Source organism: Shewanella pneumatophori (assembly GCF_023283895.1).
Lineage (GTDB): Bacteria > Pseudomonadota > Gammaproteobacteria > Enterobacterales > Shewanellaceae > Shewanella > Shewanella pneumatophori.
On the sequence record NZ_JAKILB010000004.1, the window covers coordinates 149652 to 164538 of the forward strand.

10 protein-coding genes are annotated in these 14887 nt (G+C 42.8%); 3 read left to right on the forward strand and 7 right to left on the reverse strand.

Translation table 11 applies throughout. The features are described from left to right. Positions 1–93: 93 nt before the first annotated feature. Complete coding sequence (locus L2740_RS07875; RefSeq protein WP_248949491.1) at positions 94–2511, reverse strand: PilZ domain-containing protein; 2418 nt, start codon at positions 2509–2511, stop codon at positions 94–96. A gap of 150 nt (positions 2512–2661) precedes the next feature. On the opposite strand from L2740_RS07875, the gene radA reads away from it, so the two are divergent. Further along, on the forward strand, positions 2662–4035 hold the full coding sequence (gene radA / locus L2740_RS07880; protein WP_248949492.1) for a DNA repair protein RadA: 1374 nt from the start codon (positions 2662–2664) through the stop codon (positions 4033–4035). A gap of 78 nt (positions 4036–4113) precedes the next feature. On the opposite strand, the gene L2740_RS07885 is transcribed toward radA, so the two are convergent. Both L2740_RS07885 and L2740_RS07890 read right to left on the reverse strand, forming a co-directional pair. Beyond that, positions 4114–4473 (reverse strand): PilZ domain-containing protein, encoded by a 360-nt coding sequence (locus L2740_RS07885; protein ID WP_248949493.1) that lies wholly within the window; start codon positions 4471–4473, stop codon positions 4114–4116. A 149-nt stretch (positions 4474–4622) separates the two neighbouring features. After that, positions 4623–5168: a YgjV family protein gene (locus tag L2740_RS07890; protein ID WP_248949494.1), complete on the reverse strand. Its 546-nt coding sequence runs from the start codon at positions 5166–5168 to the stop codon at positions 4623–4625. 445 nt (positions 5169–5613) lie between these two features. Here L2740_RS07890 and L2740_RS07895 point away from each other — a divergent pair, with 445 nt between their 5' ends. Together L2740_RS07895 and L2740_RS07900 are read left to right on the forward strand one after the other, a co-directional pair. Then, positions 5614–6846 (forward strand): DEAD/DEAH box helicase, encoded by a 1233-nt coding sequence (locus L2740_RS07895; RefSeq protein ID WP_248949495.1) that lies wholly within the window; start codon positions 5614–5616, stop codon positions 6844–6846. Positions 6847–7183: 337 nt separating this feature from the next. Next, on the forward strand, positions 7184–8542 hold the full coding sequence (locus tag L2740_RS07900) for an NCS2 family permease (protein ID WP_248949496.1): 1359 nt from the start codon (positions 7184–7186) through the stop codon (positions 8540–8542). Between the two features lie 151 nt (positions 8543–8693). Here L2740_RS07900 and olsF read toward each other — a convergent pair whose 3' ends face one another. From olsF to L2740_RS07920, 4 genes are all read right to left on the reverse strand, one after another. After that, a complete protein-coding gene (gene olsF, locus L2740_RS07905; protein WP_420833513.1) occupies positions 8694–10436 on the reverse strand; it encodes a bifunctional ornithine lipid synthase OlsF in 1743 nt (580 codons plus the stop codon). 47 nt (positions 10437–10483) lie between these two features. After that, positions 10484–11368 (reverse strand): UDP-2,3-diacylglucosamine diphosphatase, encoded by an 885-nt coding sequence (locus L2740_RS07910; protein ID WP_248949497.1) that lies wholly within the window; start codon positions 11366–11368, stop codon positions 10484–10486. Between the two features lie 225 nt (positions 11369–11593). After that, positions 11594–12880 (reverse strand): YjiH family protein, encoded by a 1287-nt coding sequence (locus tag L2740_RS07915; RefSeq protein WP_248949699.1) that lies wholly within the window; start codon positions 12878–12880, stop codon positions 11594–11596. Positions 12881–13305: 425 nt separating this feature from the next. Continuing rightward, positions 13306–14850, reverse strand: a complete 1545-nt coding sequence (locus tag L2740_RS07920) for a methyl-accepting chemotaxis protein (RefSeq protein ID WP_248949498.1) — start codon at positions 14848–14850, stop codon at positions 13306–13308. Positions 14851–14887 lie beyond the last annotated feature (37 nt).

Here is a 14887-nt window from a genome sequence, read left to right on the forward strand (position 1 = left end):
ATTTAGCAGCACTGCGCTGAATGACAATGCTGCTAATAGAGATTGGTGACGAGGGGGGAGCTAAAGTTCTGCGTTAAAATGAATTGGCAAGACTCAGGCTTTAAAGCATAACTCTGGAAATCTCAGCATCACTTCAGGGGTGATATCTAAAAACTCGCCGACACCAATAATGTTCCACAGTTGCTCTTCAAGCTTTTTGGTTTTGTGAGAAGCATGCTTAGTTAAGTATTCACGTTCGCGGCGGATATAGCTTAAATCAGGTTTACCCGCTGCGCCGCGATATACGCGTAAAGCGATAAATTCACCAAGCTCTTGGCTGCGCTTAATAAAGCCTAATTGCTGTTCTAACTCAGGCAGTTCTGTATCGCTTATACAGCGTACTTTCATTTTGCCCTGTGACATACGTGATAGCTGCACATAAACTTCAAAGTAGGATAAAGGATCCTGTGGCTTTATGTTGCGGATAGGTGCAATGAAATCACGTTTTAATTTGTCATCCATCAGCAAGGGCGCTAAATCGTAGGCAAGGGTATCATCGCTCTTAGATGCAAAAATATTGGCAATATGGTTCTGCTCGGTACTGATCCCCAGTGTTGATATGCGGGCAGATTTGACCGTGCGCTCGACAAAGTAAGGAACAGATGCAAGTTTGCGCATCACAAGGTTCTTCATGCCATCGGCTAGCTCTTGCACATCGTGTTGACCTTCAGTCAGCTTTTGTAGCTTTTCGCGATTATGTCTAATTAAGCGGTTTAAAAATTCCACTCCAGCATGCGGCGTATGGCCAACTTGGGCTGAAAGGTGCAAAGTCACGCCGTTTTTACGGGTACGTAATAGTTGGTAAGGCAGCATTTGCAGCGATGTTTTTCCCGCAAGAGTTTGTAGTTTAGGAAAACTAATTGCAATCGGCTCAGCTTGGTTAAACTCAACAGGCTCAGTTAAAGTGAGTTTCATTCCCCGGCTAGAGATATCATCTGTTGCCGCTATCGCTGTGACTTTACCTTGGGTGAGCTGCACCGCGGTTTTAAATGCAAAGCGTGATTCATTGCGCCGCTCACTAAATTGCAAAGAGATAAGTGTAATGGCGTGCTGGCTAACTTTGTTTTGGCCAAACACTTTTAACGCATTAACACTTGGCAGTTGCTCACTGGCTTGATGGACTTGCTCCCACGCTTGATAGTGTTTTTCAGGAGCAGAGCTAGTCGTATCAATTATTTGTAAAACATGGCTAAAGGCGCCAAGCTGAGCTTCTGTTTGCGGTGAGTAACGTCCTTCATCGCCGGGTAATATGCAAGCTTTGTATGACTGCTTATGATCTATGTTGTGTTTGGTTACTCTGAATATTTTGAAGCTTGGTTTTGCGGCGCTAAAACTTAAAAATAATGCCAATAAATTCTTACTTTTGAGTTCCGCTAAACTTGCAGAGTAAAAGTATTTACAGCCTTGAGCGTGAAATATAAAGCTAAACAGCTGACAATGTTCACTGTTGTCATCAGATTCAATAATTAACTTTATCCGTTCAGGGGTTAAAAAACCGCTGAGCTGACTAATATCATCTTCATCTTTGAAGTATTGACAGATCCCTTGATTGTCGCGACTAAGCAACTTATGGCTGAGTTTGTAGTGCTGCTGGTTATCACTATCAATGATTTGCTCCACAAATAATGGCATATGCGGCAAGCGTGGCAAATATTGGCGCTCAAAGCCAAGGCCTTTAGTGCTAACGAGTACGTCATTAACATTGACTTTATAGCGGTATTTATAACCTCTAATCAGGTTACGTAAAATGTCAGACAGTGCTTCAGAGCCAGATATACGCTTAAGTCTTAGCCAGCTGAACTCTTGGTTTTGTTCAACATCAATAATCTGGTAATCAACCCCTTGTTGCAGATCTTTGTGATAATACTCATCACTTAGTTCTTCGAGTTTGACTCGAATAGGCTGACTTGTGCGTAAATGATGTTTGGCTGGTAGGCGTATTCTTGCGCCGCCAACAGACAAATCAACGGTTATCCCCGTTAAAGATTGTTGTCCTTGAATGACGCTAATGCGCATACTGTAATTCATACGCTCTTCCGAGCGCGCAAAGTAGCTACCTAAAACCACACCTTTAGCCACAAAAGGGGAGATTTCGCTGATGATATTTTGTTGGCTTGCTTTACGTTGCTTTAGAATTCGTTGTTTATGACAATTAATAACTTGCTCATAAACACCTAAGGTATATTCGTCTCGATACAGAGCAAGGGCTTCTAAAAAACAGTCTTTGGCTGGTTGGTCTAAATAGTGACGCTGGCCAGCAAACTGAAACTCTTCGCAATCAAGTTCGGTTTTATGGCGTAGATCTATGTTGCGAGTACAAATTGAAGCAATACGAGTGAGCTCCATTTTAAGCAAAAAGCGGGTTGAGTTGGTTTCATCAGCGGTTAGTTGATCGAATAACTCTTGAAAGTTAGGCTCCATCAATAAAGGTTTTAACTGTTCAACTAAAGCTTTGTGCAGATCTAACGTCATTAAATACTTCTTTTTGGATGATAATAAGGCCAATGGCTGATAGGCTCAGTGGCAATAACTAAGGGGGATACTCGCTTATCCCTCGGATATTATATAAGTATCGGCCTATCTAGTCGTTACTTTACCGATTTATGCAATTTAGAAGCGGTTATGGCAAAGAATAAAACAGCGTTTGTATGTAATGAATGTGGTCAAGATTTTCCTCGTTGGCAGGGGCAGTGTAGTGCGTGCCAAGAGTGGAACACCATTAGTGAATTAAAAATCTCATTAGCTAAGCCAACCAGAGCTACTGTAGCAGGTTATGCCGGTTCTGTGGGCGGTGGTTCAAAAAAGCTAAATGAAATTGAAGAGTTTGAAGCCGAGAAAATGCTAACCGGCATTGGTGAGCTTGATCGCGTACTTTGCGGCGGGCTTACAACAGGCTCGGTGAATATTATTTCTGGCGATCCTGGAGCGGGTAAAACCACTATTCTATCGGATTTGGTATCGCGTATGTCTCAGCTAATGCCATCGTTATACTGTACTGCCGAAGAATCATTATCACAGTTTAAAAATCGGGTTAATCGTCTTAAGTTAGATTGCAATGAAGACAATTTATACCTTATGGCTGAAACCAGTGTTGAAGCGATTATTGCAGAGCTTGAAGATAAGCAGATTAAGTTTGCCGTTATCGACTCGATTCAAGCCGTTGTTACCGATTTAGCCAATGGTAGCCCGGGATCACCATCGCAAGTTAAGGGCAGTGCACAAGCATTAACCCAGTATTGTAAGCAAAACAATGTGACCATGTTTTTAGTGGCTCACGTCAACAAGAACAATGAAACCGCTGGGCCGCAGACCTTAATCCATATTGTGGATTGCCTAACTCATATCGAGTGTAACGATGGTCAAGTGCGCACATTAAGGGCCAATAAGAACCGTTTTGGTGATGTGGATACCGTAGGTATTTTTAAGATGACTGAGCGGGGGATGATAAGTGTTGATAACCCGAGTGAAATCTTTCTATCAGGTTCAACCACTGAGTCACCTGGAGCAGCCATTACTTGTATTCGTAAAGGTAATCGTAATCTGCTGCTGGAAATCCAATGTTTAACCACTGAAACCGAAGCTGAATTTCCTCAGCGAGTGTGCGTGGGCTTGAACATGAACCGGATTAAAATGCTGACGGGGATTTTGCGTAAGCATACAAAAACCAAGATCTTCCATGATACCTACTTTAACTTGGTTGGCGGTCTTAAAATTGATGAGTCTGAAACTTGTATCGATTTAGCCTTGGTAACGGCATTACTGAGTAGTTTGAACGACTTTGTTGTGCCAAGAACCACTTGTATTATGGGGGAGTTGAGTCTTAATGGTGATGTGCGTCCTATTGATAGTGGCGTACCTCGAGTTCGTGAGGCGATCCAACATGGTTTTACCGAGATCTTCATTCCTTTTCGTAATTACCATAAGTCAATGGAAGGCGCAGGAGCGAAAATTATCCCGGTGAAGACGATTCATGAGTTGCTTGAGTTGATCAATTAATCATGATTTAAACGACAAACACCGCAACTAATTGCGGTGTTTTTGTATAGATAGGTGCTAGCTTTTATTCTTGAGCCTTTAGTTCAAACCAAAAAGCCGTTCAAGTTCTCTATCTAATAGCGACGCATCACCTAAGTTTAGCTCGAGTAATCGGCGTAGATGACTAATGCTTTCAACATCAATATGTAAACAGGCTAAACCGAGTTGTTGGTTTTTTTTGTGCACAATACGGACTTGCATTTGCACACAAATGTCAGAATCGTGGATCATAAACTCCAGAGTGAGCGGCTGACACGCGAGTGTTAACTCCTGAGGCTGCTTGATAAGCGCGCCGTTGAGGCTGATATCTAACAGCTGAGTTTGCCATTGGTTTTCGCCACTAATCAGTTTTGCATCAGAGGTTAGATTTAACCTTGAAAACTGTCGTCTATCATCCATATCAATCCTTGTGCGGGCAGTTTTTTCTACTGTCGCGTGTTCCTATTTATAATCTTTATATTGCCAATTGAGCGTAATCATAAGCTAACTGCTTGTGTTTGTACAAATTTGTAGTGTAAGCAAACATCTAAGTTGATTGTGAGTACAGCTTAAGCTGCTGGTTTTGCCGCATAGTTCGGGGTTTTTAATGGCAAAAGCGCACAGCTTAAAATTAAAATCGTAATCACTTGGTAGGCAATCCCCGACCAAGACAGCAAATAGACCGATAGCGCCAAATTAAGCAGATTACTGATTAACATCGCGATGCGTAACTGCGCGCCTTTGGCGTAAAATAGCGCAAAGCTCATTAGCACTGCACTTGCAACGGCGCACCACTCTGCCCAGTGATTTGCCCAAAGCAGTCCTTGTAAAAAGGCAAGGCTAGCAAATAACAATGGTAGGTAAATTGAGCAGCGCTTAGTGCGAGAAACTCGGTTGCGACAAATAGCAAAGCGCACCATATTGAGTAATTGGTTAAACAGGCCAAGATTACTGCCGAGCAAGCCAAGGTGAATTGCGGTTAAACCAGAGGCGACAAGATTGCCGCTAAGAAGGTGCTGATCATTTTTTTGCGCGTTGGCCCACCAACCTACTGCCATCGACACAAAGCCTAACGCTTGTACCCATAATAAACTTTGATGTGATAACTCGAACACTAAACCGCAAAACCTAATAGCTAATAAAAACGGAGCGCTATTGTCTACTTTTTAGCCCTTCAAACTGTGACCGCTCACGTGTTGTTGCTGATTTATTGAGCGCTGACTTTTATGGTTGTGAGCTTTGTCACAAAGATGGTGTGAAATTAACCAGAGGTCGATTGATGCTGCGGCCGTTTCATATGTGTGTCGGGTCAATGTGGCAAGACTGAATGGGTTGCAAAAGGGAAGTCAAACTTGGCTCGCTACGCTGGAATGTCTAAATAAAAACTGCTTTTAATAGTGCAAGTATTAGGCGCGATATTAATATTCTATTTGTAACGCTGAGCTTAATTTGATTTTAGATTGATTAACTTAGTCAGCGCGAGATTGAATGCTGCGGGCTTTGTGATTTTTTCTGGTAAACTCTCGGCTAATTAAACTGTTTTTATCAAGGACTGTCAGCGTGTCATTTTCATCACTTGCTTTAAGTGACAAACTTTTAAGCGTACTAACCGAGAAAGGTTATCAACAGCCAACAGCAATTCAAGCTGAGGCGATCCCTGCGATATTGGCAGGGCAAGACCTTATGGCAAGTGCGCAGACAGGAACCGGCAAAACAGCGGCATTTACCTTGCCTCTGCTGCAACTGTTACTTGATAAACCAGTTAACAATGCACCAACTAAGCGAGCATCGGTGTTAGTACTCACTCCGACTCGCGAACTCGCAGTGCAAGTTAATAGCAATGTTAGCCAATATGCGGTTAATACCGATATTAGTAGCTTAGTGATTTATGGTGGCGTCAGTATTGATGCTCAAGCAACTAAATTGGCTGCGGGTGTTGATGTTATTGTCGCAACACCAGGGCGGTTGCTCGATCATGTACGCCGTGGTTCATTAAACCTTTCTAGCATCGAGCACTTAGTGTTTGATGAAGCTGATCGTATGCTCGACATGGGCTTTATGGATGAGATCAGCGCGATTTTAAAGCAGTTGCCAGCCAAGCGTCAGACCTTGCTTTTTTCTGCGACTTTTAGCTCAGCGATTTATGATTTAAGTAAAAAACTACTGCAAAAGCCCGTAAGAATTGAAGTCGATAAAGCTAACAGTGCAGCCCATAACGTTGAGCAAATTGTTTATGCGGTAGATAGCGACCGTAAAACAGCATTAATTAGCCATTTGATCAGTAAGAATGATTGGCATCAAGTATTGATTTTTAGCCGTAAAAAGCAAACTGCTGATCAAATCTGCCAAAAAATGACTGCAGCCGGCATAGAAACAAAAGCGTTTCATGGCGATTTAGGGCAAGGTGCGCGTGAGCAAGTGCTTAATGATTTTAAGCAAGGCAAGATCAAAGCGTTAGTGGCAACCGATGTCGCTGCTCGTGGTCTTGATATTGTTGAGCTTAAAGTGGTGGTCAACTATGAAATCCCATTTGTGGCAGAAGATTACGTGCATCGCATAGGTCGCACGGGCCGCGCGGGCAACACAGGTAAGGCCATTACCCTTTATAGTGAAGATGATGCCTTGTTGCTCGAAGAAGTAGAAACAGTGCTCGATAAGCGATTGCCGCAGCAATGGTTACCCGGATTTGAGCCAGATCTCACTAAGATGGAACAACCTAGCCGTAAAAATAGTAAAGCAGCACAAAGGCAAAGAGCCAAGAAACGCGCTTTAGGTGGTAAGAAGCGCCGCTAATAAAATATCGGCATTAAATGGTTATTTTGCCTGCATAGTGGTTGATATCGATGCCCAGCGTTTACTCGTGTGGGCATTTTTTTATTGATACGAATCAAAAAAGCTTTTAGTTGGCTATTTCCCTGCAGCTGATTGCTGTACACTCCGCGCCAACAAAGGCTGTGTTGGTAAGAGTAAATTTTACCAGGCATATTGCTCGCAGGTCACTGCCGCTTTTATAAGCGTAAGTGGATCTCTCACCCAATCTATTGAATTGGGGCTCTACCTGCCATAGCCGAGTAACCAACTTACCTCAGTTGGTTTTACCCAATTTAAGAGATCAAAAGGTATAACAATTATGAAGTCTGATCAGACTCTAACAAGCACTACAACTCCCACCGATTCATTTCTGGATCGTTACTTCAATATTACAGCTCGTGGCAGCACATTAAGATGTGAAGTCATTGCAGGTCTTACTACTTTCCTCGCTATGGTTTACTCGGTTATCGTGGTGCCAAACATGTTAGGCGCGGCGGGGTTCGACACCGGTGCTGTATTCGTTGCTACCTGTTTAATTGCGGCATTTGGCTCGCTGTTAATGGGTTTATGGGCCAATATGCCGATGGCGATTGGCTGTGCAATTTCACTCACGGCTTTTACCGCGTTTAGTATGGTGCTTGGTCAAGGGATCTCAATCCCTGTGACTTTAGGTGCAATTTTCTTGATGGGTATCGTGTTCACTTTAGTCAGTGTGACAGGTGTTCGTCAGTGGGTACTTACTAATTTGCCTAAAGGTATTGCCCACGGCACAGGTATTGGTATCGGCTTATTTTTATTATTGATTGCTACCAATAGCGTTAAATTGATTGTAGCCAATGATACCGGCTTGCCAGTGGCACTGGGTGATATCCATAGTTTGCCAGTGATAGCCACCATTATTGGTTTAGCCGCAACAATAGGCCTTGAGCGCCGTGGTATGCCGGGCGGTATTTTATTGGTGATTATCGCGCTATCTGTGTTTGGTTTGGTATTTGATCCTAGTGTGACCTATCAAGGATTTTTTGCGTTACCAGATCTAATGTCTGATAAATCACTCATCGGTCAGCTCGATATTATGGGCGCGTTAAACCCAGTAGTTTTACCTATTGTATTAGCCCTTGTTATGACCGCAATCTTTGATGCTACCGGCACTATTCGCGCGGTTGCTGGCCAAGCAGAGCTATTAGATGAAAAAGACAACATTGTCGGCGGTGGTAAAGCATTGACCTCTGATTCTGTCAGTAGCATTTTTGCTGGCGCTGTCGGTGGTGCACCTGCAGCAGTATATATTGAATCTGCTGCGGGTACGGCTGCTGGTGGTAAAACCGGTCTTACAGCGACAATTGTAGGCTTACTTTTCCTACTTATGATGTTCCTTGCTCCGCTAAGCTACCTTGTTCCAGCTTATGCAACAGCACCGGCATTAATGTATGTGGGTTTACTGATGCTAAGCAATGTCACTAAGCTTGATTTTAATGACAAAGTAGATGCTATGGCAGGCTTGACCTGTGCGGTATTTATTATCCTGAGCTGTAATATTGTGACCGGTATCATGCTTGGCTTTGTAACCTTAGTGATTGGGCGTATTTGCAGCGGTGAGTGGCGTTTAATCAAGCCGGGTGTGTTAGCCATTACTGTCGGCTTAGTGGTATTTTATATGGGTGGCTGGGCGATTTAATCTGCAAGCTTTGCTAATTATTAAAGCTTAGCCATTAAGGCTTAACCATATAAGCTAAAAATGCCAGTCATCAATGACTGGCATTTTTGTTATTGGCTTTACGCCATTGTCACTCGGATGAATACTGTGACTAATCAGTTGAGTTTGGATTTTAGTCTTCTGTAAGGTGCTGTTCTGGTAAATGGCAGTCTAGATAACGGCTACGTTTTTTAGGTTTGAGTTTGTGAGTATCAACTAACACTAGACCATCGATACAATCGCCAAATTCAGGGTCGATACCAAAATCAAGAAACTGCACGCCGCCGTCACTACATAGCTCGCCATATTGTTTGAATAGAGCCGGTACTGCGCTATTCATGCTCGCCATCGTTTGTTTTAGCTGTTTAAAGCCATCGTTATAATCAAGTTCACCGCCTTGTTCTATTAGCTCTGCTTCTCGGTTTTGAGTAAAGCTATAAGGATTAAAGGAGCTTGCTAATATTTCTGGGCAGGCAAACTGGGTCTTATAAAAGTGGATGAGTTTCTCTTTGGCTCGTTCAGGTATTTGGTCGCTCAAAGATACTGGGCCAAACAAGTAACGGTATTCAGGATTACGCACTAAAAATGCGCCGATACCAAACCATAGGTAATCTAAGCTACGTTTGCCCCAATATTTGGGCTGTACAAAGCTGCGCCCAAGTTCTAAGCCTTGCTCAAAGTACTGCGTAAATCCCGCGTTATACTCGAACAAACTTTGACTATATAACGCATCATTGCCATATTGCTGGTGGACTTGTTTAGCGCCGGCAAAACGGTAGGATCCGACAATATCGAGTGCTTCAGGATCCCACAGAACTAAATGCAAATAATAAGCGTCATACTTGTCGGTATCGCGGCGTTTGCCGCTGCCTTCGCCTACAGCGCGAAAGGCTATTTCACGTAAACGTCCAATCTCTCGCATAATCGGATTGCTTTCATTGTGGCGATAAAGATAGATTTTTTTATTGTCTTGAGTTTCTCCCAGTAACTCACACTTTTGCAGTGCCGCCTGCAGTTCACCACGGGACTCTGGATGTGCGATTGCGCTTTGGGTTTTAAATAGGGGACTGCGATTTTTACCAATGCGGTACAGATGGTTTTTTAGCAATTTCACTTTGGTTTTTAGCGCAAAATCACTGCTGGTTAGCGCCTCTTTGGGGATTAATTCGCCAATACGAATCGGCATGGTTTTTCGTGCCTGTTTGAACATCTCTTTGACGAGCAATAGGCTGGCTAATGGTTTGTAGATCATTGACGCGCCATAAAATGTGGCAGAGTTTTTCGCGTCGGCGTACATGGGAAGTAGTGGGGCTTGGCATGCTTTGGCTATTTTTACAAAGCCTGAGTGCCAGTGCAGATCGACAACCCCTTGCGGCCGAAGTCTGGAAACTTCTCCTGAGGGAAAGATAAGTACTGCACCTTCATTTTTAAGGTGTTTATGGATATTGTCCAGATGTTGCTTTGGGGTGCCGCCGGTCATGTTTCTTACCGGTAGCAAAATTGAATGCATCGGCTCTAATGCCATTAGTAGCTCGTTGGCGACCACTTTAATATCGGGTCTGACTTTACTAATCAGTTTTATCATCGCTAGCGCATCTAACGATCCAATGGGGTGGTTCGCATAGATCACTACTCGACCTTCACAAGGGATGTTCTCAATTTCGCTATTAGGTACTGAGTAGTTGAAGTTGAAACTTGCTAGTACCTGTTCAACAAAGTCTATGCCTTTTAAGTAGCTAAATTGGTTAGCGATATCATTGCACTCTTTTTCATTTAGTAGATAGCGCAACATGGCTTTGGTTGGCGTAGATAGCCAAGGTGTTTGATTAATTTTAGGTAAGTTTTTTGCTACTACATTATCGACGGTGAATATCATAGTTTTGCCTAATTTGATTGTGGCTTATATCGCGCGTGAAAAGCTTGTTACGCAACCTGTTGCTGCTGTGGTGTTTGCTCGCTGTCATCAAAGGAGTAAGACTTAACCAACTTGGCTTCGGCATGTATTTCGTCCCACTTTAAAAGCTGGATCTCGCCTTGTGTGGATTCAGCAATTAAGGTGCAGTTTTCTACCCAGTCGCCGTCATTGGCGTAAAGGATCTTATTGTTAAGCTCGAGGGCTGGTTGGTGAATGTGGCCACAAACTACCGCATCGACAGTTTTAGAATTGGCGTAGCGGATCACTGCGGCCTGATAATCATTAATGGCTTGTTGAGCTTTATTGATTTTGAGCTTGATATAGCTGGCAAGTGACCAGTAGGGGTAGCCAAGCCAATTACGCACTTGGTGTAATCCGCGATTTAAAAACAGCAGTAAATCGTATAAGTGATCCCCGAGCTTGGCGTAAGTGCGGCCAACGCAGACTTCACTATCAAATTGGTCACCGTGCAGCATCAGTATTTTACGACCGCTGACCCCAATGTGGATGTACTCGTTAGCAATAGATAGATCCCATAAATGAAAGCCGCTATAAGGTTTAAGTATTTCGTCGTGATTACCGGGAATATAAACAATATTGACGCCGTCTCGTGCCATTTTGAGCAGTTGTTGCAGCACTTTATTATGGGATTCTGGCCAGTAAATTCGGCGCTTGAGCGCCCATACGTCAAAAATGTCACCTACTAGATATAAGGACTCAGTATCGACTTGTTTTAGCAGTTGCAGCAGGTACTCGGCCTTACAGTCTTTACTACCTAAGTGGAGATCAGACAGCCAAAGCGCATTAAAACTTTGCCGCGTTTTACGGGCGATAATCGCTGGTACAGCTTTAGGCGAGGTTAAAGATCTGTTTTCGGTTGGCTTAGTGCTCATGGGCTTGCCATTTCAACGATGATTTGCAGCCAGAGTAAAAGCTGTTATTGACTCATTGATGAACAATTTATGGCGAATTAATGACGGCAAGGGCTCCGTAATATAGCTGTAGAGCAAGTTTGATTTTTAGCTAAGTTATTTTGGACGGATTACAGATGTAAAAAAGGAGCGCTTAAGCGCTCCTTTTGTGTTTTAGTTCGCGCCTTAAATGGCGCTCTGCGCTGATTAGAAAATAAGGTGCGCAACACCAGCAATAACTGGCAGAGTTACTAATGTTCTTAGAATAAACACCACAAACAGTTCTAAGAAGTTAACTGGAATTTTGCTGCCAATAAGCAGTGCGCCGACTTCGCTCATGTAGATAAGCTGAGTCACTGATAAGGTGGCAATAATAAAGCGAGTCATATCAGATTCAATCGAGCTAGCTAAAATTGCTGGAATGAACATATCAGCAAAACCAACCATAATGGTTTTAGATGCAGCAGCGGCTTCAGGTACTTGCAGTAGTTCAAGTAACGGAATAAACGGCATACCCAAGTATTCAAAAATTGGGGTAAATTCAGCAATCATCAGTGCGATAGTACCGATACCCATAACAACAGGGATCACACCAAAAATCATATCAATAACGTTTTTCATGCCATCAACAAGAGTGTGCTTGATGCCGCCAGCATTTGAGGCTTTATTTAATGCTTGGTGCATACCCCAAGAGAATACGTTAAACCCAGCAGGTACAACTTCATCGTCTGCATGACGTGGCGTTTCATCAACGTAAACGTCTTTCTTCCACGATAGTGGCGGTAGTTTAGGTACAACAATTGCTGCAACAAAACCAGCTAAACACACAGTTAAATAAAATGGCACAAATAGATGCTCAAGTTGAACCTGTGAAATAACCACTAATGAGAAGGTAATTGATACCGCAGAGAAGGTTGTACCTATCACAGCGGCTTCTCTTTGGGTGTAAAAGCGTGCTTCATATTGCTTGCTGGTCATCAAAATACCAACACTGCCGTCACCTAACCAAGATGCCATACAGTCAATGGCACTGCGACCTGGCAAATTAAACACAGGACGCATTACTTTGGTTAGCATAGTACCAAGTAGCTCTAGTAGGCCAAAGTTAAGTAGCAGTGGTAATAACATGCCTGCAAACAAGAAAACTGAAAACAGTACTGGCAGTAAATCGTTTAAAACTAGGGCACCGGTACCGCCTGAGCGGATAGCTTCAGGACCAAAGCCAAAATAGGTGAGTACAATAAAGACTGCGCCAAGTATGCGAACAATTGCCCAAACCGGGCTAACGTTAAATAACGAATTTAAAAAGTGCTGGTCAACAATAAATTTAGGCTTAATTGCCTTTGTTAGTATTGTAGCTGCTGCAGTGAACACAACAATTGCAGTCACTATGCCTACAAGTACTTCACTTAACAGGCTCTGTAAGCCCTTAGAGATAATTGCGATAGGAATAGTAAGCGCATCATTATAGTTAATTGGCATCATAAACAGCATAAGACCAATCAGAGACGGTACGATAAAGGTCAGTATTGTTTTGATACTGTGGGTTTGTTTTTCTTGCACTTTATTTACACCCTAAATAACAAATTTTGCTTAATGACAATAAACCAATGTTTATGCATAAACAGATAATTAATTGAATAACCATTCAATCGTTAATCGGCGATATCACCGCCAAAAAATATCTAAGCAAGATGATGACTATTATTACGTAGTGTAATTCACTACAGTCGAATAGTTATTAGCTCAATATGATTATTTATATTGTATCGGAAGTTTGCGAAAAAGCACAAAACTTTTTTATGGTTAATTCTTTTTAAAACATATGTTTGCAAATGTTGCGCTAAGGTTGCTTGTTGGTGGTTTTGCTTGGCCGTTAGAAATAGAAACTAACGGCCGATTAAGCTTTTACAGAGGAATTAACTAAATGTTTTTCTCAGAGATTTTGCTTTTTCAGCATTAAACTTTAACTCTTTCACTGACTCTTCAACTAAGGTTACAGCGCATAGGTTTTCACTTGAGGCTTGGCTAATTTGATTGATATTTTGATTGATTTCGCCAACAACGAGTGTTTGTTGTTCAGCTGCAACGGCATTTTGTAATGCTAATTGCTGAATTTCTTTCATGGATTGATAGATGGTGTCGATTTTTTGTGCGGAGAGTTTGGCATCTTCGCTGCATAATAATGCTTGTGATTTGCTATTATCCATTTGTTGCGACCACTGTGTAAGCATGGCAAACATTTTATCTACGCTTTGAGATATGCTAGTGGTTGATTGTTGAGTGCGACTTGACAGCGCTCTGACCTCGTCGGCAACGACTGCAAAGCCACGACCTTGTTCACCGGCTCTAGCCGCTTCAATAGCTGCATTGAGGGCAAGCAAGTTAGTTTGCTCAGCAATGGCATCAATTTCTGTCATGGCACTGGCCACTTCTTCAGCTTCTTTATTGAGTAAATGAGCATTAGCGGCAGCGTCAGCGACTGAGTCTGAAAGTTGATTAATACTCATGGCATTTTGCTGCATTCTATCGCGGCTATCTTGGCAGACTTGGTAGGTATCTTTAATGCTTTCCGAAGTTGACTGGGTATTTTTAGCCACTTCACTAATGGTTGCGCCCATCTCTTCGGTGGCACTGGCTATTTGTTCTATTTGCTGATTTTCAATATTGAGCCCTGCATGGGTTTGCTCTGCAGCAGCGATAAGTTGGCTGGCAATATCTTCGATATGCTCGGCATTATCTTGGGAGCGCCCAAGCACCCCTTGTAATTTGGCATCTTTCATCATCAACTGAAAGTCTAACAAGGATGAAGTGTCTCGGCCGCAATAAATAAAACGACTGATTGAGTCGTAGTCCTGTTTCATTTTCATTAGACGAGCAGGGACTCTAAAGGCTTCGTCATAAAAAATGGCGAGGTTGATTGCCATTAATACGGCGCCGGCAATGATCACGCTCCAACCCCAAATTGCTCCAGCTATGACTAATCCTGCTGTCGCACATACGGCCGAAAGTAAGCGTTTATTGGCCAAGCTAATAGGATCATCTACGCGTTTTCCCTGATTAAGACGCTGATAAATATTATTTGCTTTAGTTATGAGTGTTGCATCGGCTTTGATTCTTACCGACTGATAACCAACAAGTTGCCCTTTATCAAATAAGGGAGAAACAAAGGCATCGACCCAATAATAACGACCATCTTTGCAGCGGTTCTTCACCACACCGCGCCATGATTGCCCAGACTCTAGCTTTGACCACATCTCTTTAAATGCAGCCTTGGGCATATCTGGGTGGCGCACCATATTGTGGTTTTTTCCAATGAGTTCTTGCTCACTAAACCCTGAAATGTCAACAAAGCGTTGGTTGACGTATTGGATCACCCCGCGTTTGTCAGTCGTGGAGATAAGTTGGTCGTTATTATTTAACGTGACTTCCTGATTAATTAAATTTGGCTGCTTTCTTGTCATTATTATTAGTCCCTGTGACAGCAAAAGCATTGCAATA

Coding starts and splice junctions, on each gene's coding strand:
- L2740_RS07875 (WP_248949491.1), bottom strand. CDS start 2,511: ATGACGTTAGATCTGCACAAAGCTTTAGTTGAACAGTTAAAACCTTTA.
- radA (WP_248949492.1), top strand. CDS start 2,662: ATGGCAAAGAATAAAACAGCGTTTGTATGTAATGAATGTGGTCAAGAT.
- L2740_RS07885 (WP_248949493.1), bottom strand. CDS start 4,473: ATGGATGATAGACGACAGTTTTCAAGGTTAAATCTAACCTCTGATGCA.
- L2740_RS07900 (WP_248949496.1), top strand. CDS start 7,184: ATGAAGTCTGATCAGACTCTAACAAGCACTACAACTCCCACCGATTCA.
- olsF (WP_420833513.1), bottom strand. CDS start 10,436: ATGATATTCACCGTCGATAATGTAGTAGCAAAAAACTTACCTAAAATT.
- L2740_RS07910 (WP_248949497.1), bottom strand. CDS start 11,368: ATGAGCACTAAGCCAACCGAAAACAGATCTTTAACCTCGCCTAAAGCT.
- L2740_RS07915 (WP_248949699.1), bottom strand. CDS start 12,880: ATGCTGTTTATGATGCCAATTAACTATAATGATGCGCTTACTATTCCT.
- L2740_RS07920 (WP_248949498.1), bottom strand. CDS start 14,850: ATGACAAGAAAGCAGCCAAATTTAATTAATCAGGAAGTCACGTTAAAT.